Origin of the sequence: Stutzerimonas stutzeri, from assembly GCF_002909485.1 — a bacterium.
In the GTDB taxonomy this organism is placed as follows: Bacteria; Pseudomonadota; Gammaproteobacteria; order Pseudomonadales; family Pseudomonadaceae; genus Stutzerimonas; species Stutzerimonas stutzeri_AH.
Genome location: NZ_PPXG01000003.1, coordinates 447,193 through 469,395, shown reverse-complemented (window position 1 = coordinate 469,395; position 22,203 = coordinate 447,193). Strand labels below are relative to the sequence as shown.

General features: G+C 63.3%; 20 protein-coding genes. 9 read left to right on the top strand and 11 right to left on the bottom strand.

Going from position 1 to position 22,203, the window contains the following annotated elements:
* Positions 1 to 41 precede the first annotated feature (41 nt).
* Entirely contained in the window at positions 42 to 1,670 is a 1,629-nt protein-coding gene (locus tag CXK91_RS09615) for a putative bifunctional diguanylate cyclase/phosphodiesterase (protein WP_103455925.1), read from the bottom strand.
* Positions 1,671 to 1,916: 246 nt separating this feature from the next.
* Between CXK91_RS09615 and rep the strand changes: the two genes are divergently transcribed.
* On the top strand, positions 1,917 to 3,926 hold the full coding sequence (rep, locus tag CXK91_RS09610) for a DNA helicase Rep (protein ID WP_103455924.1): 2,010 nt from the start codon (positions 1,917 to 1,919) through the stop codon (positions 3,924 to 3,926).
* A 441-nt stretch (positions 3,927 to 4,367) separates the two neighbouring features.
* Positions 4,368 to 4,985 (top strand): PAQR family membrane homeostasis protein TrhA, encoded by a 618-nt coding sequence (trhA, locus tag CXK91_RS09605; RefSeq protein ID WP_103455923.1) that lies wholly within the window; start codon positions 4,368 to 4,370, stop codon positions 4,983 to 4,985.
* On the opposite strand, the gene CXK91_RS09600 is transcribed toward trhA, so the two are convergent.
* The 5 genes from CXK91_RS09600 to gap all read right to left on the bottom strand — a co-directional run bounded on the left by CXK91_RS09600 (position 4,973) and on the right by gap (position 10,286).
* The gene (locus tag CXK91_RS09600) at positions 4,973 to 5,767 is read right to left on the bottom strand and encodes an IclR family transcriptional regulator (RefSeq protein ID WP_103455922.1); all 795 of its coding nucleotides are present in this window, start codon (positions 5,765 to 5,767) and stop codon (positions 4,973 to 4,975) included. The genes trhA and CXK91_RS09600 overlap by 13 nt on opposite strands.
* Positions 5,768 to 5,857: 90 nt before the next feature.
* Entirely contained in the window at positions 5,858 to 7,360 is a 1,503-nt protein-coding gene (locus tag CXK91_RS09595; RefSeq protein WP_103455921.1) for a CoA-acylating methylmalonate-semialdehyde dehydrogenase, read from the bottom strand.
* Between the two features lie 4 nt (positions 7,361 to 7,364).
* Entirely contained in the window at positions 7,365 to 8,531 is a 1,167-nt protein-coding gene (locus CXK91_RS09590; RefSeq protein WP_103455920.1) for an iron-containing alcohol dehydrogenase, read from the bottom strand.
* A 163-nt stretch (positions 8,532 to 8,694) separates the two neighbouring features.
* Positions 8,695 to 9,276 (bottom strand): cyclodeaminase/cyclohydrolase family protein, encoded by a 582-nt coding sequence (locus CXK91_RS09585; RefSeq protein ID WP_103455919.1) that lies wholly within the window; start codon positions 9,274 to 9,276, stop codon positions 8,695 to 8,697.
* Entirely contained in the window at positions 9,276 to 10,286 is a 1,011-nt protein-coding gene (gene gap / locus CXK91_RS09580) for a type I glyceraldehyde-3-phosphate dehydrogenase (protein ID WP_103455918.1), read from the bottom strand. The genes CXK91_RS09585 and gap overlap by 1 nt, the downstream gene beginning before the upstream one ends.
* A gap of 187 nt (positions 10,287 to 10,473) precedes the next feature.
* On the opposite strand from gap, the gene CXK91_RS09575 reads away from it, so the two are divergent.
* The 4 genes from CXK91_RS09575 to CXK91_RS09560 all read left to right on the top strand — a co-directional run bounded on the left by CXK91_RS09575 (position 10,474) and on the right by CXK91_RS09560 (position 14,935).
* Positions 10,474 to 12,009 carry an alpha-amylase family glycosyl hydrolase gene (locus tag CXK91_RS09575; protein WP_103455917.1) on the top strand — a complete coding sequence of 512 codons (1,536 nt, stop codon included), beginning with the start codon at positions 10,474 to 10,476 and terminating at the stop codon, positions 12,007 to 12,009.
* Between the two features lie 2 nt (positions 12,010 to 12,011).
* Entirely contained in the window at positions 12,012 to 13,631 is a 1,620-nt protein-coding gene (locus CXK91_RS09570) for an alpha-amylase family protein (RefSeq protein WP_103455916.1), read from the top strand.
* Between the two features lie 10 nt (positions 13,632 to 13,641).
* Positions 13,642 to 14,226 (top strand): 3-keto-disaccharide hydrolase, encoded by a 585-nt coding sequence (locus tag CXK91_RS09565; protein ID WP_103455915.1) that lies wholly within the window; start codon positions 13,642 to 13,644, stop codon positions 14,224 to 14,226.
* A 136-nt stretch (positions 14,227 to 14,362) separates the two neighbouring features.
* Positions 14,363 to 14,935: a xanthine phosphoribosyltransferase gene (locus CXK91_RS09560; RefSeq protein ID WP_103456068.1), complete on the top strand. Its 573-nt coding sequence runs from the start codon at positions 14,363 to 14,365 to the stop codon at positions 14,933 to 14,935.
* 7 nt (positions 14,936 to 14,942) lie between these two features.
* Here the strand turns inward: CXK91_RS09560 and CXK91_RS09555 are convergent, their stop codons facing one another.
* The 5 genes from CXK91_RS09555 to dadA form a co-directional block, all read right to left on the bottom strand.
* On the bottom strand, positions 14,943 to 15,479 hold the full coding sequence (locus tag CXK91_RS09555; protein WP_103455914.1) for a cupin domain-containing protein: 537 nt from the start codon (positions 15,477 to 15,479) through the stop codon (positions 14,943 to 14,945).
* A gap of 132 nt (positions 15,480 to 15,611) precedes the next feature.
* Positions 15,612 to 16,037 carry a c-type cytochrome gene (locus CXK91_RS09550; RefSeq protein WP_003283385.1) on the bottom strand — a complete coding sequence of 142 codons (426 nt, stop codon included), beginning with the start codon at positions 16,035 to 16,037 and terminating at the stop codon, positions 15,612 to 15,614.
* Positions 16,038 to 16,198: 161 nt separating this feature from the next.
* Positions 16,199 to 16,747 carry a cupin domain-containing protein gene (locus CXK91_RS09545; RefSeq protein ID WP_103455913.1) on the bottom strand — a complete coding sequence of 183 codons (549 nt, stop codon included), beginning with the start codon at positions 16,745 to 16,747 and terminating at the stop codon, positions 16,199 to 16,201.
* Between the two features lie 117 nt (positions 16,748 to 16,864).
* The gene (locus CXK91_RS09540; protein ID WP_103455912.1) at positions 16,865 to 17,239 is read right to left on the bottom strand and encodes a RidA family protein; all 375 of its coding nucleotides are present in this window, start codon (positions 17,237 to 17,239) and stop codon (positions 16,865 to 16,867) included.
* Positions 17,214 to 18,512: a D-amino acid dehydrogenase gene (dadA, locus tag CXK91_RS09535; RefSeq protein ID WP_103455911.1), complete on the bottom strand. Its 1,299-nt coding sequence runs from the start codon at positions 18,510 to 18,512 to the stop codon at positions 17,214 to 17,216. Before dadA ends, CXK91_RS09540 begins: the two co-directional genes overlap by 26 nt.
* Positions 18,513 to 18,658: 146 nt before the next feature.
* Between dadA and CXK91_RS09530 the strand changes: the two genes are divergently transcribed.
* The 3 genes from CXK91_RS09530 to CXK91_RS09520 all read left to right on the top strand — a co-directional run bounded on the left by CXK91_RS09530 (position 18,659) and on the right by CXK91_RS09520 (position 22,191).
* Complete coding sequence (locus CXK91_RS09530; RefSeq protein ID WP_103455910.1) at positions 18,659 to 19,147, top strand: Lrp/AsnC ligand binding domain-containing protein; 489 nt, start codon at positions 18,659 to 18,661, stop codon at positions 19,145 to 19,147.
* A gap of 127 nt (positions 19,148 to 19,274) precedes the next feature.
* Positions 19,275 to 20,585 (top strand): NAD(P)/FAD-dependent oxidoreductase, encoded by a 1,311-nt coding sequence (locus CXK91_RS09525; RefSeq protein ID WP_103456067.1) that lies wholly within the window; start codon positions 19,275 to 19,277, stop codon positions 20,583 to 20,585.
* Between the two features lie 58 nt (positions 20,586 to 20,643).
* Positions 20,644 to 22,191, top strand: coding sequence for a phospholipase D family protein (locus tag CXK91_RS09520; RefSeq protein ID WP_103455909.1), 1,548 nt, complete (start codon positions 20,644 to 20,646; stop codon positions 22,189 to 22,191).
* The last annotated feature ends 12 nt before the right edge of the window (positions 22,192 to 22,203 follow it).

Sequence of the window (22,203 nt, the reverse complement as noted above, 5' to 3'; positions counted from 1 at the left end):
GCGGCTCGACGCCAACCTGCCGATTCGCCCGCAGGGGGCGATCAGCAGGCTCTGGCGCGCTCGGCTCGCATGAAGTCGATCAGCTCGGGCAATGGCAATGGCTGGCTGATCAGAAACCCCTGAGCCTGCTGCGCACCAAATTGGCGCAGCAGTTCAAGCTGAGCGACGACCTCCACCCCCTCCGCGACCACTTCCAGGTCGAGGTTATGAGCCAGGCCGATCATCGCCTGCACCAACTGCAATTTTTCCGGGCGGGCCGTCATGTCGGCGACGAAGCTCTTGTCGATCTTCAGCAGCGTGATAGGCAGGCTGGAGAGATGCACGAACGAGGAGAAACCGGTGCCAAAATCGTCAAGCGAAAAGCGCACGCCCAGTTTCCCGAGGGCATGCATGGCGGTCTGCACCTGCTCGCTACGACGCATTACAGCGGTTTCGGTGAGTTCGAATTCCAGCCAATGCGGATCAATCCCGCGCTCGTCGATCAAGCGGTTGAGCGTCGGCAGCAACTGGCTGTCCTGGAACTGGCGAAACGACAGATTGATGGCCATGTGCAGTGAGCCCGCACCGCCGTCGTGCAGGCTTTGCAGATCGCGCAAAGCACGGGCGATCACCCAATAGCCCAGCGGCACGATCAGCCCACTCTCCTCGGCCATGGGGATGAAGGCGTCCGGTGCCAGCAGACCTCGTTCGGGATGCAGCCAGCGCACCAGGGCTTCGAGTCCGACGATGCGTCCGGTTTTCAGGCACAGACGAGGCTGGTAGTGCAGCTCCAGCTCCCCGCGGCGTAGTGCACGACGCAGCTCGCCCTCTTGGTCGGCCAGGCTGCGCGCGCTGCGGCTGGACTGTTCGTCGTAATAGCACCAGGTGCAGCCCTGACTCGCCTTCGCCTGGCGCATGGCGATCTGCGCGTGCCACAGCAGCGGGTCAGCACCGATACCCCTGCAGACGCGCGCCAGCCCGAGACTGCAGCCAAGCATCAGGCTTTCACCCTCCACCCAATAGGGCTCGGCCAAGGCCTCGACCAGCCGATCGGCAACCGCTACGGCGCGCTCCGGTTCGTCGCGGGTATCGAGCAGCAGGGCAAACTCATCGCCACCGAGCCGCGCCAGCATGTCGCCGACCTCCAGCTGCGCCTTGAGCCGCGCCACCACTTGCAGAATCAGTCGGTCCCCTGCCTGATGGCCAAGCGCGTCATTGACGTGGCGAAAGTTATCCAGATCCAGATATCCCAACACCAGTCCCTGGCCCTGGTGCTCGGCCAGCGCATTGAGCAGCAGTGCCTGGAAGCCCTGACGGTTGACGATGCCGGTGTGCGGGTCCTGCTCGGCAAGCCGCTGCAAGGTGCCCTGCAGGTTGCAACGCTCGCGCACGTAACGCAGACAGCGCCGCAGCACCTCGGCGCTCAGCTGATCGGCCACCAGCCAGTCGACTGCGCCTTCCGGAGTGTCTGATGGCTCCTCGTCGAGCAGCAGGATCAGCGGCCAGGGGCAGCGACCCACCGCTGGGCGGCACTGCGGTGTCGCCAGTAGCAGACAGGGCGCGTCGAGGTATTCGCCGGCCTTATCCCAATCCGCCGCGACGATCAGCCGCTCAGGATTGGGCGAGCCCTGCAGGCAGGCGCGCAGCCGCTCGGCCCACTCGGGTCGATCAGCCAACAGCAGCAGCGGCATGGATTGGACGGGCGCTGGCAAGCGGCCTCCGGACTCGATAGGTTGGAAGGCGCGAACGCCCCAGATTCCAGCACGTTCCCTCTGCCACCAGCCTCTGCATCCTGCAGCGCCGCACAAGACTAATCGATTATTCCTGTTAGCCAAGCCCCATGCGCGACGACCGGCGTTTTATTGCGTGCGCAACCGAACTGCATCACCACATCAGCCTGTTAAACTCCCGCCCCCGCTTCAAACGACCTGAACGACATGTCCCGACTCAATCCTCGGCAGCAGGAAGCCGTGAACTACGTCGGCGGCCCCATGCTGGTGCTCGCCGGCGCCGGTTCCGGCAAGACCAGCGTGATTACCCGCAAGATCGCGCACCTGGTGCAGAACTGCGGCATCCAAGCCCGCCACATCGTCGCCATGACCTTCACCAACAAGGCCGCGCGCGAAATGAAGGAGCGCGTCGGCAGCCTGCTCAAGGGCGCCGAGGCGCGCGGCCTGACCGTGTCCACCTTCCACAACCTGGGCATGAACATCATCCGCAAGGAATACGCGCGGATGGGCTACAAGCCCGGTTTCTCGATCTTCGATGACGGCGACATCAAGGCGCTGCTCACCGACATCATGCAGAAGGAATACTCCGGCGATGACGGTGCGGACGAGATCAAGAACTACATCGACAGCTGGAAGAACGACCTGATCCTGCCCGACGAGGCCCTGGCCAACGCGCGCAACCCCAAGGAGCAGACCGCCGCCATCGTCTACCTGCACTACCAGCGCACGCTCAAGGCGTACAACGCGGTGGACTTCAACGACCTGATCCTGCTGCCCGTGAAGCTGTTTCAGGAGCACGCCGACATCCTGGAGAAGTGGCAAAACCGCATCCGCTACCTGCTGGTCGACGAATACCAGGACACCAACGCCAGCCAGTATCTGCTGGTGAAGCTACTGGTGGGCATGCGCAACCAGTTCACCGTGGTCGGTGACGACGACCAGTCGATCTACGCCTGGCGCGGCGCGCGTCCGGAAAACCTGATGCTGCTGAAAGAGGACTATCCGTCCCTGAAAGTGGTGATGCTGGAGCAGAACTACCGCTCCACCAGCCGCATCCTCAAGTGCGCCAACATCCTCATCGCCAACAACCCGCATGTGTTCGAAAAGCAGTTGTGGTCGGAGATGGGCGTAGGCGACGAGATCCGCGTGATCCGCACGCGCAACGAGGACGCCGAATGCGAACGCGTGGCGCTGGAGATCCTCACCGAGCACCTGCGCACCCAGCGCCCCTACAGCGACTTCGCCATCCTCTACCGCGGCAACTACCAGGCCAAGCTGATGGAGCTGAAGCTGCAGCACCACCAAATCCCCTATCGCCTTTCCGGCGGCACCAGCTTCTTCGCCCGCCAGGAAGTGAAGGATCTGATGAGCTACTTCCGCCTGCTGGTCAATCCGGACGATGACAACGCCTTCCTGCGGGTGATCAACGTGCCGCGCCGCGAGATCGGCTCCACTACGCTGGAGAAGCTCGGCAACTACGCCAGTGAACGCGGTATCTCGATGTACGCCGCTGCCGACGAGATCGGCCTCGGTACGCATCTGGACAGCCGATACACCGACCGCCTGGCGCGCTTCAAGCGCTGGATGGATGGCGTGCGCGAACAGTGCGTGGTCAACGAGCCGATCGCCGCCATCCGCAGCATGGTGATGGATATCGACTACGAGAACTGGCTGCGGCAGAACGCCTCCAGCGACAAGGTGGCTGACGCGCGCATGGGCAATGTCTGGTTCCTCGTCGACGCGCTGAAAAGCACGCTGGACAAGGACGAAGACGGCGACATGACCATCGAGGACGCCATCGGCAAGCTGGTGCTGCGCGACATGCTCGAGCGTCAGCAGGAAGAGGAGGAAGGTGCCGATGGCGTGCAGATGATGACCATGCACGCCTCCAAGGGACTGGAATTCCCCTCGGTGTACATCATCGGCTTCGAGGAAGAGATTCTGCCCCACCGCTCCAGCATCGAAGCGGACACCATCGAAGAAGAGCGACGCCTGGCCTATGTCGGCATCACCCGCGCCAAGCGCAACCTGGCACTGACCTTCGCTGCCAAGCGCAAGCAGTACGGAGAGGTGATCGACTGCACACCGAGCCGCTTCCTCGACGAACTGCCCCCAGAGGATCTGGTCTGGGAAGGTCAGGAAGATGCACCAGTGGAGGTCAAGGCTGCTCGCGGCAACGACGCCCTGGCGGCGATGCGGGCGATGCTCAAGCGCTGAGAACAGCCGCGGCAGGCGAAGCTACGGAGTAGACGCCTGAAGAGCTTCGCCCCGAGGGCGGGCCTCCCACGAAAGCGGCCTGTGCACACTGCCTGCTGGAGGCGCAGCCTGGGGCCCGTCCCCACGCACAGACACTCTGTGCACATCGTTTCCCGTGGGAGGCGCGCCCTCGCGGCGATGCGAGGTCGGGCCTCCCACGCAAAGAACTGCGCACATCGCTCACTTGCTGGAGTACGCCCCGAGGCCGCCACAACAGGCAATCAATGCACATTGCTCCCCGTGGGAGGCGCGCCCTCGCGGCGAATCAGGCCGAATAACGGCAAAAGTCCATAAGACTGACACCGCTCTGCGCCTGAACTCCAAGCAACTTCCACTGATCTGTTTGTATCCCGTAACCCAACCGCGGCATGCTTTGCCGATTGCGGTTTCTGGAGGGATTCGATGTACCACGGTGAACGCTTCAACGCCTGGACGCATCTGGTCGGTGCGCTGCTGGCCTGTCTGGGCGCCATTTGGCTGCTGGTGCTCGCTGCGCTGGATGGCGAGCTGGCGAAGATCGTCAGCGTGGCGATCTACGGCCTCAGTCTCATCCTGCTCTACAGCATCTCGACGCTGTACCACAGCCTGCGCGGGCAAGCGAAGGTTGTGATGCGCAAGCTCGATCACCTGTCGATCTATCTGCTGATTGCCGGCAGCTATACGCCGTTCTGCCTGGTCACCCTGGCCGGCGCATGGGGCTGGACGCTGTTCGGCATCGTCTGGGGCCTGGCGGTGATCGGCATGCTGCAGGAGATCAAGCCGCGCTCCGAGGCGCGAGTGCTGTCACTGGTGATCTATGCGGTGATGGGCTGGATCGTGCTGGTGGCCGTCAAGCCGCTGCTGGCGGCGCTCGGCGGTGCCGGCTTCGCCTGGCTACTGGCCGGCGGCATCTGCTACACGGTGGGTATCGTGTTCTTCGTCTTCGACGATCGTTTCCGCCATTGGCACGGCATCTGGCACATCTTCGTGATGGTTGGCAGTCTGCTGCACTTCATCGCGATTCTGTTCTACGTGATCTGATTGGCCTCCAGCGCCGCCGCGCTGCCGAGCACCGCTTCCAGTTCACTCGCCGCCGCACGCAGACGCGGCACGAACTCCAGCAGCTGCGCCATCGAACAGCGGATCACCGGCGCGTGGCTGAACAGGCAGGCCAGCAGCTCGCCGTTGGCATCACGCACCGGCACGGCACAGGCGACCATGCCGTCGATGAATTCTTCGGAATCGGTGCCCAGCTGCTCTTCACGCACGCGCGCGACGTCATCGCGCAGCGCGCTAAGGTCAGTAATGGTGTTGCGCGCCATGCGCTGCAGCGGCAGGCGCGGCAGCACCCGCTCCAGCTGCTCTGGCGGCAGCGAAGCGAGGTAGAGTTTGCCGCTGGCGGTGCACCAGAGCGGCGTGTGGCTGCCGATTGGCAGGTTGATCTGCAGCGGCCAGTTGGTCTGCACCCGGTCGAAATAGAGCATGTCCAGGCCATCCGGGATCGCCAGCCCGCAGGTCTCGCCGATGGCTTCGGAGAGCTGGCGCAGGATAGCCTGGCGCAATGCCTTGTGCCGGCTGCTGCGCAGGATGTTCAGCGCCGCGACGTGAAGACGCTCGCCCGGCAACAGCCCACCGCGCAGGCCGAACTGCAGGAAGCCTTCCTTCTCCAGCGTCTGCACCAGCCGGTGCGCACTGGCCTTGGGAATGTCCAGGCGTTCGGCAAGCGCGGTCGGGCTGAGCGGCTCCTTCGCCGCCGCTACCGCCTCGATGATTTCCAGCACGCGGGTAATGGAAGAGCCTTTCTCGCGGGGAGTACTGCGCATCGTCTGCCTTGTGGTTCGATGAGATGAGCGCCCCGCAGGGCGCGCACGAGTGTAGCGACCGGCACCGTCTGTGCAACGGTGCCGCGCGGATTACTTCATGGTCGGCATGGCGAACTCGGCCCCAGCTCGGATACCGGTGGGCCAGCGCCTCGTTACGGTCTTCATCCGGGTGAAGAAGCGCACCCCATCCGGGCCGTGCATGTTCAGCGGGCCGAACACCGAGCGCTTCCAGCCGCCGAAGCAGTGGAACGCCATCGGCACCGGAATCGGCACGTTGACGCCGACCATGCCGACCCTGACGTTCTCCTCGAACTGCCGCGCGGTGTCGCCGTCACGGGTGAAGATCGAAGTACCGTTGCCGTACTCGTGGTCGTTGATCAGCTGCAGCGCCTCGTCGAAGCGCTTCACCCGCACCACCGCCAGCACCGGGCCGAAGATTTCTTCCTGATAGATACGCATGCTCGGCGTCACTCGGTCGAACAGCGTCGGGCCGACATAGAAGCCGTTCTCATGACCCTCGACCTGGATGCCGCGACCGTCGCAGACCAGCGTTGCACCCTCCTCCACGCCCAGATCGATGTAGCCGCTGACCTTCTGCTGGTGCTCGCGGGTCACCAGCGGGCCCATGTGCGGCTCGGGCTCGACGCCCAGACCCGGGCCGGTACGCATCTGGCTGATTTCAGCTTTGAGCATCTCGACCAGCTTGTCAGCCACCTCGTCGCCGACGCACACCGCCACGGAGATCGCCATGCAGCGCTCGCCCGCCGAGCCATAGGCGGCACCGATCAGCGAGCTGACGACCTGTTGCGGATCGGCGTCGGGCATCACCACCATGTGGTTCTTCGCCCCGCCCAGCGCCTGGCAGCGCTTGCCGTGGGCCGACGCGGTTGCATAGATGTACTCGGCGATCGGTGTCGAGCCGACGAAGCTCACCGATTGCACGCGCTCGTCGGTGAGCAACACGTCCACCGCTTCCTTGTCGCCGTTGACGATGTTCAGCACGCCGGCCGGCAGCCCGGCTTCGGCCAGCAGCTCGCCGAGCAGCATGGTCGCGCTGGGGTCCTTTTCCGAGGGCTTGAGCACGAAGGTATTCCCGCAGGCGATGGCCACCGGCAGCATCCACAACGGCACCATCGCCGGGAAGTTGAACGGGGTGATGCCGACGCAGACGCCGAGCGGCTGCATCAGCGAGTTGGAGTCGATGTCGCGGCCGACATTGGAAGAGAACTCGCCCTTGAGCAGGTGCGGGATGCCGCAGGCGAACTCGACCACTTCCAGCCCGCGGGTCACTTCGCCCTGGGCGTCTGAAAACACCTTGCCGTGCTCGCTGGTGATCAGCCGGGCGACGTCGTCGCGGCGACGTTCGAGCAGTTCCTTGAAGCGGAACATGACCCGCGCGCGCACCAACGGCGGGGTCTTCGACCAGCCTTCGAAGGCGGCTTGGGCGGCGGCGATGGCCTCGCGGGTTTCGTCTGCTGAGGACAGCGAAACGTACAGCCGCGGCTCGCCGGTGGCCGGGTTGTAGACGGTGGCGTGGCGCTCGGAGCGGCCGGCGACGGCCTCGTTGTTGATCAGATTGCCGAGGGTCTGCATGGCTTCACTCCTGGTTCCAGACGGTTTCGTAGAGGTCGATGATTTCCGCTTCCGTGGGCACGCGCGGGTTGTTGCCCGGCGAGCCGGAGGCCAGCGCCTGCCGGGCCATGGTTTCGCGCAGCTCGAAGAAGCGTTCGCGGGTTATGCCGAATTGCTCCGGACTCGGCACTTGCAGCTCCTGATTGATCGCGCGCAGTTCGGCGAGCAGCTTGTCGTTCGCCGTCTCGACGCTGTCGGTCTGCGCGGCGACGCCCATCGCCCGCGCGCAGTCGGCGTAACGCTCGGGCGCTGCGGGAATCGAGAAGGCGGTGATCGCCGGCAGCAGCATGGCGTTGGACAACCCATGCGGCACATGGAAGAAGGCACCGATCGGCCGGCTCATGCCGTGCACCAGCGCCACCGAGGCGTTGGAGAAGGCGATCCCGGCCAGGGTCGCGCCGAGCATCATCGCCTCGCGCGCGGCGCGGTTGCCCGGCTCATTGAAGGCCTCGCGCAGGTTCGGCGCCAGCAGACGCATGGCTTCCAGCGCCTGGGCATCGCTGTAGAGGCTGGCCTTGCGGCTGACATAGGCCTCGATGGCGTGGGTCAGCGCGTCGATGCCGGTGTCGGCGGTGACCCGCGGCGGCAGCGAGAGGGTCAGCTCGTAGTCGATCAGCGCGGCGATGGGCATGAAGCCGAGACCCGCGCAGAGCATTTTCTCGTCGCTGGTCTCATCGGTGATGATGGTGAAGCGCGTCGCCTCCGAGCCGGTGCCGGCGGTGGTGGGGATGGCGATCAGCGGCAGGCCGGCTTCGCTGACGTCACGCGGGAAGCGGTAGTCGCGCATCTCGCCGCCGAACTTGCCGAGTATGCCGATGGCCTTGGCCGAATCGATCGGGCTGCCGCCGCCGAGGGCGACGATGGAATCGAAATCGCCTTCGCGGACCATTTCCACGCCCGCTCGAATCGAAGCAGCGGTCGGTTCAGGCAGGGTATCGGCGAAGCACTGGCTGGCGATGCCGGCCTCTTCCAGCTGACCGGCGATACGGGCGACATAGCCCAGCTCGACCATCATGCGGTCGGTGACGATCAGCGGGCGATTGCAGCCCAGCTCCTTCAACACGCGAGCGAGTTGCTGGCTGGCGCCGGCGCCGACTTCCATCAGGCGCGGCAGAACGATGCGATGACTCATGGGCACTCTCCGAAAATGGACTGCCTGACGAGCTGGCAGCTTCTTATTTTGAGATTTTATGTCTCACTATTGATGCAGAGTAGGTAGGGCAGGCAGCCGCCGTCAACCTGAAACGAGACATACCGTCTCAGGCTGCATCATCGGTAGCCGAGAATTAGTGAAGTTATCGCGAAGTCAGGCGATGGCCGCTCAGGCTCGCTCGTTGACGCAGATGCGCACAGGCCGACAGCAGCTCGGCTTGCGCCGGGGCGTCCAACCCATTCATATCGGCTTCGACATTGAGCAGTGCGGCCTCGACGCAAGCACCCAGCAACAGCACCGCCGCCTCGATATCACAGCGCAGCGAGGACTCGACCATTGGCCTGGCGCGCTCGGCGATACTCAGCGCCTCGACGCAGGCATGTGCCGTCGCCAGCGGCACCGCACAGGCCTGTCGTGACAGGCCCGGCGTCTGGCCCTCGTCGCCCTTCAGATATTCGGAAAAGACCGCCACATCGTCATCGGCGAAGGCACCGGGACGACCAAGCAGCGAGCGGGCTTCGGCCAGCAGCGTGGCGCATGAGGCATCGCCATGCGAAGCGCTGACCCGTAGTGCCTTGACGATCAGCGCCACGGCCAAGTCAGCCGTGACCGCGGTAACCGCACCGCAGCCGGGCAAGGCGCGCTCGGCAACGGAGTGACGAAATTGCGCGAGAGGCAGTTGCCATAGCCCCTGCCCCTCGCCCGGTCTATCGGCTTCGCTCATCAGGCAGCCGACATTGCGTCCCAATGCAGCAGCACATCGAGCATGCGGTTGGAGAAGCCCCACTCGTTGTCGTACCAGGCCATCACCTTGACCAGCTCGCCCTGCACGCGAGTCTGGCTGAGGTCGGCCACGCAGGACGCCGGATAACCATTGAAGTCGCAAGACACCAGCGCCTCTTCGTTGCACTCCATGACGCCCGCCGGCATCTTCAGCGCGCCTTCACGCAGAATCTGGTTGATCGCCTCGACGCTCTCCGGCGCGTTTTCGGCGATAAAGGTCAGGTCGACCAGCGAGACATTCGGGGTCGGCACGCGCACGGACAGTCCATCCAGGCGGCCAGCCAGTTCCGGTAATACCAGGCCGATGGCCTTGGCGGCACCAGTGGTGGACGGAATCATCGACAAAGCCGCGGCGCGAGCCCGATAGAGATCGCTGTGCGCTTTGTCCAGCAGGTTCTGGTCGTTGGTATAGGAGTGCACGGTGTTGAGCAGTCCCTGACGAATGCCGACCGCTTCGTGCAGCACCTTGGCCAACGGCGCCAGGCAATTGGTGGTGCAGGATGCGTTGGAAACGACGCGTTGATCGCCCAGCAGTTGGTGGTTCACGCCGTAGACCACGGTCAGGTCGCCGCCGTCCAGCGGATGGGAGGCAAATACCCGACCTGCACCCGCCTGCAGATGCTGCTCGATCAGCGCGCGTTTCTTGAACTTGCCGGTGCACTCCAGCACCACGTCGACGTTCAGCTCCTTCCACGGCAGCTTGGTCGCATCGCGCTCGGCCAGCAGCCGGATCGCCTGGCCACGCACCACCATCGATTCACCCTGCAGCTCTACAGGCTCGGGGAAGCGACCAAAGGTCGAATCGAAGCGCGTCAGATGCACCAGCGTCTGGTGGTCACTCAAATCGTTGATGGCAACGACCTGTACCCGATCCTGCAATCCACGCTCGAACAGCGCTCGTACGACGGCGCGACCGATACGTCCATATCCATTGATGGCAATACGCAGCATGGCAAAACTCCTCGGAGGGGGTTGAAAGTCAGTAGTTAGCTTAGGCGGAGTATCCACCCTTGCGTTCATCGCCGAACGACCGGGATCAATTAAGTGGCGAACCCATGTGCCTTTGGTCAGTCGTAAACCTGACGACGCGGCGGTGCAGGGCCGACCGCGACCTGAGGCAAATCAGGGGGTGCATGGCATGAGCGAGACAACCCGAACACCGTGGTGGAAGGGCGCGACCGTTTATCAGATCTACCCAAGATCCTTCGCCGACAGCAACGGAGACGGCATCGGCGACCTCAACGGCGTGCTTCGCCACCTCGATCATCTGCAGCAGCTGGGCGTCGACGCGCTCTGGCTGTCGCCGATCTTTCGCTCGCCGATGGCCGATGCCGGCTACGACATCAGCGACTACTGCGATATCGACCCGCTGTTCGGCTCGCTGGCCGATATCGACCGGTTGATCGCCGAAGCCCATGCCCGCGGTATCCGCGTGTTGCTGGACTTCGTTCCCAATCACACCTCCGATGAGCATCCCTGGTTCGTCGAGTCGCGCAGCTCGCGGGACAACCCGAAACGCGACTGGTACATCTGGCGCGACCAGCCGAACAACTGGCGCGCTGCGCTGGGCGCCGGCAGCGCCTGGACCTGGGACGAGCACACCCAGCAGTACTACTTGCACCTGTTCCTCGCCAAGCAGCCGGACCTCAACTGGCGCAACCCCGAGGTAGTGGAGGCGATGCACGACGTGCTGCGCTTCTGGCTCGACCGCGGCATCGACGGCTTTCGCATCGACGTCATCCACTGCACCGGCAAGGACCCGAGCTTCGCCGATGACCCGCGCTGCCAGGCCGGCCAGCCGCTGTCGGACTTCAACGATCAGCCTTACAGTCACGAAGTGCTGCGTGGTCTGCGCAAACTGGTCGATAGCTATCCCGGCGACCGCATGCTCGTGGGTGAAGTGAACATCCGTTCCACCGAACGCGTGCTGCAGTACTACGGCGCGGGCGATGAGCTGCACCTGGCCTTCAACTTCAACCCGCTCGACGCGCCATGGGACCCGGTGCTGTTTCGCACCTGCATCCGCGAGGTCGAGCACTGGCTGCAGCCGGCCGGTGCCTGGCCGACCTGGGTGCTTTCCAATCACGATAACGTGCGCCAGCGCAGCCGCTATAAGGGCTCCGAGCGAGCCGCCCGTGCCGCAGCGGTAATGCTGCTTACGCTGCGCGGCACGCCTTTCATCTATCAGGGTGAGGAGTTGGGGCTGGAAGACGCGGTGATCACGGCCGAAACACGCACCGACCCCGGCGGCCGCGATGGTTGCCGCGCGCCGATCCCCTGGCAGGTCGAGCCACCCCATGGCTGGGACGGCGCGACCCCATGGCTGCCCTTTCCACCCGAGGCTGACGAATTGGCAGCCGAACGCCAGACGGGCGAGGCGAACTCGATGTTCGCGCTCTATCAGCGCCTGCTCGCCACGCGTAAATCCAGCCCAGCGTTGCATCACGGCAGCTATGAAGAACTGCCTTCACACCCCGAGGTGCTTGCCTACCGGAGACACCAGGGCAACGACGAATGCGTGGTCTGCATCAACTTCTCCGACCAGCCCCACGCCCTTCCGCATGCGGGCGCCTGGCGCGTCGAGATCGCCAGTGACGGCGTCGGTGAAGGCACTCCCTACAACGGCACCCTTAACCCAGGGCAGGCCGTCGTGCTGCGCCCAACGGAGAACTGAGCATGCGCCCACTCTGGTACCGCAACGCGGTCATCTATCAGATCGACCCGACCCTGTTTCGCGACAGCAACGGCGACGGCTGCGGCGATCTGCGCGGCATCACCGAACGGCTCGACTACATTCGCGGCCTCGGCTGCACGGCCGTATGGCTCATGCCGTTCTACCAGTCGCCCTTCGAGGATGCCGGCTATGACATCAGCGATCATCTGCAGGTGGCCGAGCGCTTCGGTGACCTGGCGGATATCGTCGCGCTGCTGGAAAAGGCCGAAGAACTGGGCCTGCACGTCATCATCGAGCTGGTGGTGCAACACACGTCCATCCAGCACAAGTGGTTCCAGGAGGCGCGTCGGGACCGCAAATCGCCCTACCGCGACTACTACATCTGGGCCGACGAGCCGGACGATTTCATGGAGCCGATCTTCCCGACCGTCGAGGACAGTATCTGGACCTGGGACGAGGAAGCCGGCCAGTACTATCGCCACCTGTTCTACAAACACGAGCCGGATCTGGACCTGACCAACCCGCGGGTCATCCACGAGATCGAGCGGATCATGTCGTTCTGGCTGCGATTGGGCGTGTCCGGTTTCCGCATCGACGCGGCGGTGCACATGGTGCGCCAGGCCGGCGGCGGTGAACTGGAAAAGGGCTACTGGCTGCTCGAGCACATGCGCGACTTCGTCACCATGCGCCGGCCCGAAACCGTGCTTCTCGGCGAGATCGACACCGACCCGGAAAAGCACGTCGAATACTTCGGCGATGAAGCCGACCGCGTCACCCTGCTACTGGACTTCTGGACCAACAACCACCTGTTCCTTGCCCTGGCACGCCAGCAGGCCGAGCCGCTGGTTCGCGCCCTGAACAGCCAACCACTGCCACCCAGCCATTCGCAATACGCGCTGTGGATCCGCAACCACGACGAACTGAGCCTGGACCGACTGGAAGAGGATGAACGCAACGAGGTGATGGACACCTTCGCCCCCGAGGAAAACATGCGCGCCTATAACCGTGGCATCCGCCGGCGACTTGCGCCCATGCTCGATGGCGACGAGCGACGCATCGCGGCGACCCACGCGCTGCTGTTTTCACTGCCCGGCACGCCAATCATTCGCTACGGCGAAGAAATCGGCATGGGCGACGACCTCGATCGCCCTGAGCGGCTGGCAGTACGCACGCCCATGCAGTGGTCCAACGAGCCCAACGCCGGGTTCTCCTGCACGAAAGGTGAGCTGGCCGCACCGGTGATCGACGAAGGGCCTTTCGCCTACGAAAAGATCAACGTGTTCGCTCAGACGCTGCGCAGCGACTCACTGATGGCGCGCACCGGCAACATGATCCGCACCCGCATCGGGCTGCGTGAGATCGGCATCGGCAAGCGGCAGACCGTAGAGGTGGACGACCCGGCCGTATTCGCCATCCGCCACGACAACGGCTCTTCAGTACTGATGCTGGTCAATCTCGCCGACAAGGAAACGACGGTGGAGATCACAGCAGAAGATCTGCAGGACATGGTCGATGTACTTGCCGACCGAGATTACGGGCAGCCGGAAGGTTCGCCGCTAAAGCTGAAGCTCGGGCCATATGGCTACCGCTGGCTGCGGCGCAAACAACAACTGTTCGGATGAGGGCAGGACGATGATTCTCGATGCAACCCAGTGGCGCGCCTGGCATGGCGATACCTTTCCCGATGGCAGCTGGTACTGCGGTGACGATCAGCTGTGCGCCATCGTCGGCGCGCCCAGAATCGATCTGATTTCTCGCGAGTGTTACGGTGATTTCATGCTGCGTTTCGAGTTCGCACTGCCAGTGGGCGGCAATTCCGGCGTGCTCTACCGGGCCGACGGGGGCGCACAGCTAAGTTGGCACAGCGGCCCGGAAATGCAGCTGCTCGATGATGAAGTTCATCCTGACGGCGCCGAGCCGACCACGCGCAACGGTGCCCTGTACGGGCTGCTCGCCACGCAGCAGGCAACACCGATCGAGCCGGGCAGCTTCATGGAAGGCGCACTGAAGGTACGCGGTACGGAGGTCGAGCACTGGCTGGACAACCGTATGGTGCTCAGTTACCGCCTGGATGACCCGGCACTGCATGCACGCATCACGACCAGCAAGTTCGCCGAGATGCCGAAATTCGCCCAAGCCGCTTCCGGCCATATCGTCCTTCAGCACCACGGCGAGGCCGTGCGCTTCCGCCGCCTGTCGATCGAAACGCTGCGCTGAACGCCGGCCTTGGATCGGCACCGCGAATTGAGCGAGAATGCGCGGCTTTTCCAGGCTGCGAAACGCAGTGAAGGCAGAAGCGCCAAGGCGCCATGCATCACGCATGCCGCGGCCGCCCACGCCTGAGGTAGCGTTCGTGGAACAGCTGAAAGATAAGATTCGCAGTCAAGGCATCGTGCTTTCCGACCGGGTGCTCAAGGTCGACGCGTTCCTCAACCATCAGATCGACCCCGTGCTGATGCAGGCGGTTGGGCAGGAATTCGCCCGCCTGTTCCGCAATGATGGCGTCACCAAGATCGTCACCATCGAGGCTTCCGGTATCGCGCCAGCGGTCATGGCGGGCCTGGAGCTGGGCGTGCCGGTGATTTTTGCGCGCAAGCACCAGTCGCTGACCCTGCAGGACAACCTGCTAACCGCCACGGTGTACTCATTCACCAAGCAGGTGGAAAGCACCATCGCGGTGTCCACGCAGCACCTGTCATCGAGCGACCGCGTGCTGATCATCGATGACTTTCTGGCCAACGGCAAAGCCGCCAAGGGCCTGATCTCGATCATCAACCAGGCTGGGGCCAGCATCGCCGGGCTCGGCATCGTTATCGAAAAAGCCTTTCAGGCCGGTCGCCAGGAGCTGGAAGAAGCCGGCTATCGCGTCGAGTCGCTGGCCCGTGTCGCTTCGCTGGCTAACGGCGAAGTGCAGTTCATAGACTGAGTGCGCCTTATCGACTGACCGGCGCCACATCGCCGCGCCACAATGTCACCAGCGCGCCCTGCGTGCCTGCCAGCGGATCGCTGATGGGCACGCCGACCTGAGCGATACGCTGGCATGCTTGGTCGTGGGTGGCGGCGTCCGGGCGCTGCATGTCGTACTGCTGATCGACCGGATAACCGGCCACCACCTGAAAGTCCTCACTTGCCTGCAGCGCACAGTGCCCAGTCCCGGCCGGCAGCACCACGGCATCGCCGGCGTTCAGCTCGACCTCCTGCCCGTTTTCGCCACCCAGTATCAACCGCGCCCAGCCGCTGGCCACGCCGAGCACCTCATGGGCGGTGGAATGGTAGTGATGGTAGTCATAAACCGTTCCGCGCCACGCAGATGGCCACAGATGGCTGTCGAACAACCGCTCGAAGGATTCGGCGGGGCTTGGTCCAGTCAATGGCAGCTGACGGTAGATCAGCACTGGATGCGGACTATTGGGCGTACGTCCATCGCTGCTCAGGCGCAGCTGTTCGGGTTGTGGTGCGGAACTGGGCATGGGGGCTCCTCTGGCATCGATGAAGTCCGGCGACAAGCCGTAGCTGATTCGACTCGATGCCCGCAGGCTTTGCTCCCATTGAAACGACAAAGCCGCCCGGAGGCGGCTTTGCTGGTGCGGCTCGACGCTCGATCAGAGGCCGGACATGTGCTCGATGGCAGCCTTCAGCTCATCATCGGAGCAATCGCCACAGGTGCCCTTCGGCGGCATGGCGTTGATGCCGTTGATGGCATGCGTGAGCAGACCATCGAGGCCACCCGCTGCATCTGCACGGGCGGACCAGGTGGCAGTGTCACCGGTCTTCGGCGCATTTAGCAGACCCGAACCGTGGCAGGCAGTGCAGAACTTGCCGTACACGTCGGAACCGCTACGAGCGGCACCACCAGCAGCAGCGGCAGCGCCGGCACCAGCAGCGGCACACTCTTCACCTTGAATACATACGCTACCCACCGGCTTGAGGCGCTCGGCGATTGCATCGTCGGTCGCAGCCTGAGCGCTCATTGCCCACAGGGCCACTACGGCAGTCTGTGCTACCAGGATCTTCTTAATCAGGTTCACCTTACACCCTCATTGTGGCTAGACACGCCCGCGGCCACGGTAACGCGAGCGGCGGTCAGTATAACGGCAAGCCTTGCTGGCCGAAACAATACGAAAGGCCCTCCCAACTCCAGCGACGCTTTGTCGCACCGCGACGCTCGGAGAATCGAGGCCGGTCGCGGCTAAAAGTTCGCTGGCGTCGTAGCACTGATCAGTCTGGCCGGGGTGTCGAAGGGGTTGCGAAAACGATGCGGCTTACTGCTTTCGAAGTAGTAGCTGTCTCCGCTTTCCAGCACGTACACCTGACCGTTTACGGTGAGCTCAAGACGACCCTCGACGAGCATTCCGGCCTCCTCGCCCTGATGGGAGAGCATGTCGGTGCCGGTGTCGGAGCCCGGTGGATAGGTTTCGGCCAGAAAGGCGATGGCGCGCCCCGGATGAGCCTTGCCTACCAGCCTCATGCTGACCGCGCCGTCGGATATGTCGATCAGCTCGCCAGCCTTGTAGACCACCTGGGTGTCGCCGTCCTGCTCGAAGTCGGGGGAAAAGAACTCCACCAGTGACATGGGGATACCACTGAGCACCTTCTTCAGCGAGCTGATCGACGGACTGACGCTGTTCTTTTCAATCATGGAAATGGTGCTGTTGGTTACGCCGGCACGCTTGGCGAGTTCACGCTGGGACAGACCCCTGAGCTTGCGGATGGTTTGCAGTCGAACGCCGACGTCCAATACGGGAGCCCCCTTTCAAGAGCAGTGCGAAAGGGGGCTATCATGGCAATGGCGTTCAGAATTTACAACACTACCTCCGGACGGCTCGTCGCTCGCGGCGTGCGGCTCAGCCAAGCCTCAGAGTACCGGGCCTGCAAGATCCGGCATTGCCGCAATCACAGTGATCTCGACCCGTACATCCGGCGAATACATCAGCGCCTGAACCGTGGTCCGCGCCGGCGCAGTGCCTGGGGTCAGCCAGGCATCCCAAACCTCGTTCATGCCGGCGTAGTCGGTGGATATGTCCTTGAGATGAATGGTCGCCGAAAGCAGCCGAGCCTTATTGCTACCCGCCTCTTCCAGCAAGCGCTCGATACTCGACAGAGTTTCACGGGTCTGGTCGCGGATATCGCCGGACAGGTCGTCGGCCAATTGTCCGGACAGGTAAACCGCGCCGTTGTGGATCACCGCCTCGCTGTAACGGGTTTCAGTGTGCAGCCGCCGGATGGGCATGTTTACGTGTCTCCTTGTGCTTGCCGTAACGGAAGATATCCAGCCCCTCAGTGCTGATCTGCGGGCGTTTGGACGCGAGCAGATCGGCCAGTACTCGGCCGGAACCGCAAGCCATGGTCCAGCCAAGCGTGCCGTGGCCGGTATTGAGGAACAGGTTGCGGTAGGGCGTCGCGCCTATGATCGGCGTGCCGTCGGGTGTGGCCGGTCGCAGGCCGGTCCAGAATACCGCGTCGGCCGGATCGCCGCCCTGCGGATAGAGGTCGCCCACCACCATTTCCAGCGTTTCCCGGCGGCGCGGGTTGAGTGACAGATCATGACCGGCGATTTCCGCCATACCGCCGACGCGGATGCGCTGGTCGAAGCGGGTGATGGCAACCTTGTAGGTTTCATCGAGCACGGTCGACTGCGGCGCCATCGCCGGATCGCTGATCGGCACAGTCAGCGAATAGCCCTTGAGCGGATAGACCGGGGCACGAATTCCCAGGGGCTTGAGCATCTGCGGGCTGTAGCTGCCAAGCGCCAACACGTAGCGGTCGGCAGTCTCCAGTTTGCCGTCGATCCACACTCCGGCGAGCCGGTCGCCGGCATGCTCGAGGCGTTGAATATTCTGTTCGAAGCGGAACTCGACTCCCAGCGCCACAGCCATGTCGGCCAGCCGCGAGGTGAACATCTGGCAATCGCCGGTCTGGTCGTTGGGCAGACGCAAGGCGCCGCTCAGCTTGTGCGCCACTTTGGCCAGGGCCGGCTCAGCCCAGGCAATGCCAGCGCGATCGAGCAGCTCATAGGGCACGCCTGACTGCTCCAGCACGGCGATGTCCTTGGCCGCCGCGTCAAGTTGCGCCTGGGTACGGAACAGCTGCGTGGTTCCCAGCTGACGACCTTCATAGGCGATGCCGGTTTCGGCGCGCAATTCGTCGAGGCAGTCGCGGCTGTACTCGGACAGGCGCACCATGCGCTCCTTGTTCACCGCATAACGCGCCGCCGTGCAGTTGCGCAGCATCTGCGCCATCCATAGGTACTGGTCGACGTCACCGGTGAGTTTGATCGCCAGCGGAGCGTGACGCTGCAACAGCCATTTCATCGCCTTGAGCGGTACACCGGGCGCGGCCCAGGGCGAGGCGTAGCCGGGCGAAACCTGACCGGCGTTGGCAAAGCTGGTCTCCATGGCCACGGCCGGTTGCCGATCGACCACCACCACTTCGAAACCGGCTCGCGCCAGATAGTAGGCGCTGGCAGTACCCACCACCCCGCTACCCAATACCAGTACACGCATTGCAGCCTCCCGCCCGCTCGAGCGGACTTTTTCAGATCACTATTGAAGCGGAGTATAAAAAGGCTCAAGCAGTGTTATTCACCATATAAAAAGCTATCTTTGGCCTTTATTCACGCCAACGGCGCTTTATTTGGAGGGCATATCCCTTGCGAACCCGGCATCAGACACGCCGCGAGCTGGACAAAATCGACCGCCACATTCTGCGAATCCTGCAGGCCGAGGGTCGCCTGCCCTTCACCGAACTGGGCGAGCGCGTCGGCCTGTCCACCACACCCTGCACCGAGCGAGTGCGACGCCTCGAGCGCGAGGGCATCATCATGGGTTACTCCGCGCGGCTGAATCCGCAGCATCTCAAGGCGGGCCTGCTGGTGTTCGTGGAGATCAGCCTCGCGTACAAGTCCGGCGATATATTCGAGGAGTTCCGCCGCGCGGTGCTCAAGTTGCCGCATGTACTGGAGTGCCATCTGGTGTCCGGCGACTTCGACTACTTAGTCAAAGCACGCATTTCGGAGATGGCCTCCTACCGCAAACTGCTCGGCGACATCCTGCTGAAGTTGCCCCACGTGCGTGAATCGAAGAGCTATATCGTTATGGAAGAAATCAAGGAGTCGCTTGACCTGCCGGTGCCGGAATAGAGCGGATGGGCACTGACGACGCAGGCTCGGGACGGCGCTATTCCTGTACCTCCGGTCAAGCTTGGCTTTGCCCCACGCCCCCGCTCCGGTCTACCCTAGAAACATGCAGACCTTTCATGACTATCCGATGAATCACCGCGCATCCGCGCCGAACGACGGCGTACATGCACCTTCCTACTATGCCGCGAGCGTCAATCGCGAGCTCTCCTTCGCGCCATTGCAGGGCGAACAACGAGCCGACGTTTGCGTCGTTGGTGGCGGCTTCTCCGGCCTCAACACAGCCATCGAACTGGCAGAGCGCGGGCTAAGCGTCATTCTGCTGGAAGCACATCGAATCGGTTGGGGCGCCAGCGGTCGCAACGGAGGTCAGTTGATCCGCGGCGTCGGCCATGACGTCGAGCAATTCACCAATATCCTCGGTGAAGAAGGCGTCGACGAACTCAAGCGCATGGGCTTCGAAGCCGTGGATATCGTCCGCCAGCGCATCGAGCGCTACGCCATCGACTGCGATCTGACCTGGGGTTATTGCGACCTGGCGACCAAGCCGCGACACCTGAAAGGTTTCGACGAGGAATATTCAGATTTGCTGCGCCTCGGCTACCCGCATCCGCTGCAGCGCGTTTCACGGCCCAACCTGGCCACGATAGTTGGCTCTCAGCGCTACCTGGGTGGCCTGCTGGACATGGGCTCGGGGCATCTGCATCCGCTGAATCTGGCACTCGGCGAAGCTGCGGCGGCGCAATCGCTAGGCGTGCGCCTGTTCGAACAGTCAGCCGTCGAGCGTATCGAGTACGGCCCGCAGGTAAAGGTGCATGCCGCACAGGGGGTGGTCCAGGCTGACCATCTGGTGCTGGCGTGCAATGCGTACCTCAACGGCCTGCAGCCAAAGCTGGCGGGCAAGGTACTGCCGGCCGGCAGCTACATCATCGCCACCGAGCGCCTGCCCGAGCCGCTTTGCCGCGAGCTGCTGCCGCAGAACATGGCGGTCTGTGATCAACGCGTGGCGCTCGATTACTTCCGCCTTTCTGCCGACGGCCGCCTGCTGTTCGGCGGCGCCTGCCACTACTCTGGCCGCGACCCGAAAGACATCGCCGCGTACATGCAGCCGAAGATGCTCGAGGTCTTTCCTCAGCTGATCGGCATCGGCATCGATTACCAATGGGGCGGCATGATTGGCATCGGTGCCAACCGCCTGCCGCAGATCGGTCGGCTGGCGGAGCATCCAAACGTGTTCTATGCCCAGGCCTATTCCGGGCATGGCCTGAATGCCACGCACCTGGCGGGTCGATTGCTCGCTGAAGCTATTGCTGGCCAGCAAAGCAGCGGCTTTGACCTGTTCGCCAAAGTGCCACATCCGACCTTCCCAGGCGGGCGGGCGTTACGCTCCCCGCTGCTGGCGATGGGTATGCTCTGGTATCGACTCAAGGACCGCTTCTGAATTTTCGGGCCAAGCGTAACGTCCAAGCATAAATGAAAGGACGCATCCCGGAGATACCTTGCGCGCTTACCTGACCCTTCTGCTGGTAACACTGCTGGTTGGCTGTGCCAGCCATCCCCCACCCAGTGAGTCCTACTCCGTGGCACCGGATGCGACTCCGCTCGGGCGGCGTATACAGCAGCTCGCCGCGGAGCAGCCGCACGGCTATTCGGGCTATCGCCTGCTGGCGGAAAGCACGGAGGCATTCGCCGCCCGCACCGAGATGATTCGCGCTGCGCAGCTCAGCCTGGATGTGCAGTACTACATCGTCCATGACGGCATGACCACCCGGGCGCTGATCGGCGAACTGCTGCAGGCCGCCGACCGCGGCGTACGCGTGCGTCTGTTGCTGGACGACACCACCAGCGATGGCCACGACTACCGTATCGGCACCCTCGCCGCGCATCCCAATATCCAGATTCGAGTCTTCAACCCCCTTCATCTTGGGCGCAGCAATGCAGTCACCCGCGCCATGGGACGACTACTGCACTTGTCGCTACAACACCGGCGCATGCACAACAAACTGATGCTGGTTGATGGCAGCCTGGCCATCGTCGGCGGACGCAACCTCGGCGACGAGTATTTCGACGCCGATCAGGCCTTCAACTTCACCGATATCGATCTGCTAAGCGCGGGGCCGGTCGCCGAGGAGTTGGCGCAGAGCTTCGATCAGTACTGGAACAATCAACTGAGCATTCCAATCCAGCGCTTCCTCTGGTGGCAGCCGAAGCCAAGCCGGCTGGAGAAGGCCCGACAGCAGCTGCACAATTATCTGCAGCAGGCTAAACAAGACAACAGCGAGCAGTACCAGCGCCTGATGCGATACAAGCAGGAGCCGCAGCTACAGCAATGGCTCGATGAACTCATCTGGGCACCCGGCGAGGCGATGTGGGACGCCCCGGAGAAGCTGTTGGCAGAAGGCATACCGGCCGCCTCGCTGCTGCTAACCACGCAGCTCGCACCCACCATGCAGGCGGTAAGCCGAGAGCTGACTCTGGTTTCCGCCTACTTCGTTCCAACCACCAACGGCGTGGAGTACCTGGCGGACCGCACCGGCGCGGGCGTCGCGGTGCGCATTCTCACCAATTCGCTCGAGGCCACCGACGTTCCGGCAGTTCACGGTGGCTATGCTCCGTATCGTGAGGAGATGCTCGAGCTTGGCGTGCGCCTGTTCGAACTGCGCCGGCAACCGGAGCAGGAGCCTTCCTACAGCTTCCTCGGTGAATCGGAATCCAGCCTGCATAGCAAGGCCGCAGTATTCGATCAGGAAAAAGTTTTCATCGGCTCGCTAAACCTCGACCCCCGCTCAGTGCTCTGGAACAGTGAAGTAGGCGTACTTGTGGAAAGCCCGGAGCTGGCGCGGGAGGTCCATCGCCTCACACTCGAAGGCATGTCGCCAGCGTTGAGCTACGAGGTGCGTCTAGAGGAACGCGACGGGCGCAAGCAACTGGTATGGATCGCCGAGGATGACGGGCGTCTACGCGTAATCGAGAAAGAGCCAGGCGGGCTCTGGCGACGCTTCAACGGCTGGTTCGCCGAGGTGATCGGACTGGAGAAGATGCTTTAGTGTTCGCGACCC

What these genes read in the sequence shown, in the direction of transcription:
- dadA (WP_103455911.1), bottom strand. Translation starts at nt 18,512, where the DNA reads ATGCGTGTACTGGTATTGGGTAGCGGGGTGGTGGGTACTGCCAGCGCC.
- rep (WP_103455924.1), top strand. Translation starts at nt 1,917, where the DNA reads ATGTCCCGACTCAATCCTCGGCAGCAGGAAGCCGTGAACTACGTCGGC.
- CXK91_RS09555 (WP_103455914.1), bottom strand. Translation starts at nt 15,479, where the DNA reads ATGCCCAGTTCCGCACCACAACCCGAACAGCTGCGCCTGAGCAGCGAT.
- CXK91_RS09565 (WP_103455915.1), top strand. Translation starts at nt 13,642, where the DNA reads ATGATTCTCGATGCAACCCAGTGGCGCGCCTGGCATGGCGATACCTTT.
- CXK91_RS09590 (WP_103455920.1), bottom strand. Translation starts at nt 8,531, where the DNA reads ATGAGTCATCGCATCGTTCTGCCGCGCCTGATGGAAGTCGGCGCCGGC.
- CXK91_RS09575 (WP_103455917.1), top strand. Translation starts at nt 10,474, where the DNA reads ATGAGCGAGACAACCCGAACACCGTGGTGGAAGGGCGCGACCGTTTAT.
- CXK91_RS09570 (WP_103455916.1), top strand. Translation starts at nt 12,012, where the DNA reads ATGCGCCCACTCTGGTACCGCAACGCGGTCATCTATCAGATCGACCCG.
- CXK91_RS09595 (WP_103455921.1), bottom strand. Translation starts at nt 7,360, where the DNA reads ATGCAGACCCTCGGCAATCTGATCAACAACGAGGCCGTCGCCGGCCGC.
- CXK91_RS09540 (WP_103455912.1), bottom strand. Translation starts at nt 17,239, where the DNA reads ATGCCCATCCGGCGGCTGCACACTGAAACCCGTTACAGCGAGGCGGTG.
- gap (WP_103455918.1), bottom strand. Translation starts at nt 10,286, where the DNA reads ATGCTGCGTATTGCCATCAATGGATATGGACGTATCGGTCGCGCCGTC.
- CXK91_RS09525 (WP_103456067.1), top strand. Translation starts at nt 19,275, where the DNA reads ATGAATCACCGCGCATCCGCGCCGAACGACGGCGTACATGCACCTTCC.
- CXK91_RS09585 (WP_103455919.1), bottom strand. Translation starts at nt 9,276, where the DNA reads ATGAGCGAAGCCGATAGACCGGGCGAGGGGCAGGGGCTATGGCAACTG.
- CXK91_RS09615 (WP_103455925.1), bottom strand. Translation starts at nt 1,670, where the DNA reads ATGCCGCTGCTGCTGTTGGCTGATCGACCCGAGTGGGCCGAGCGGCTG.
- trhA (WP_103455923.1), top strand. Translation starts at nt 4,368, where the DNA reads ATGTACCACGGTGAACGCTTCAACGCCTGGACGCATCTGGTCGGTGCG.
- CXK91_RS09600 (WP_103455922.1), bottom strand. Translation starts at nt 5,767, where the DNA reads ATGCGCAGTACTCCCCGCGAGAAAGGCTCTTCCATTACCCGCGTGCTG.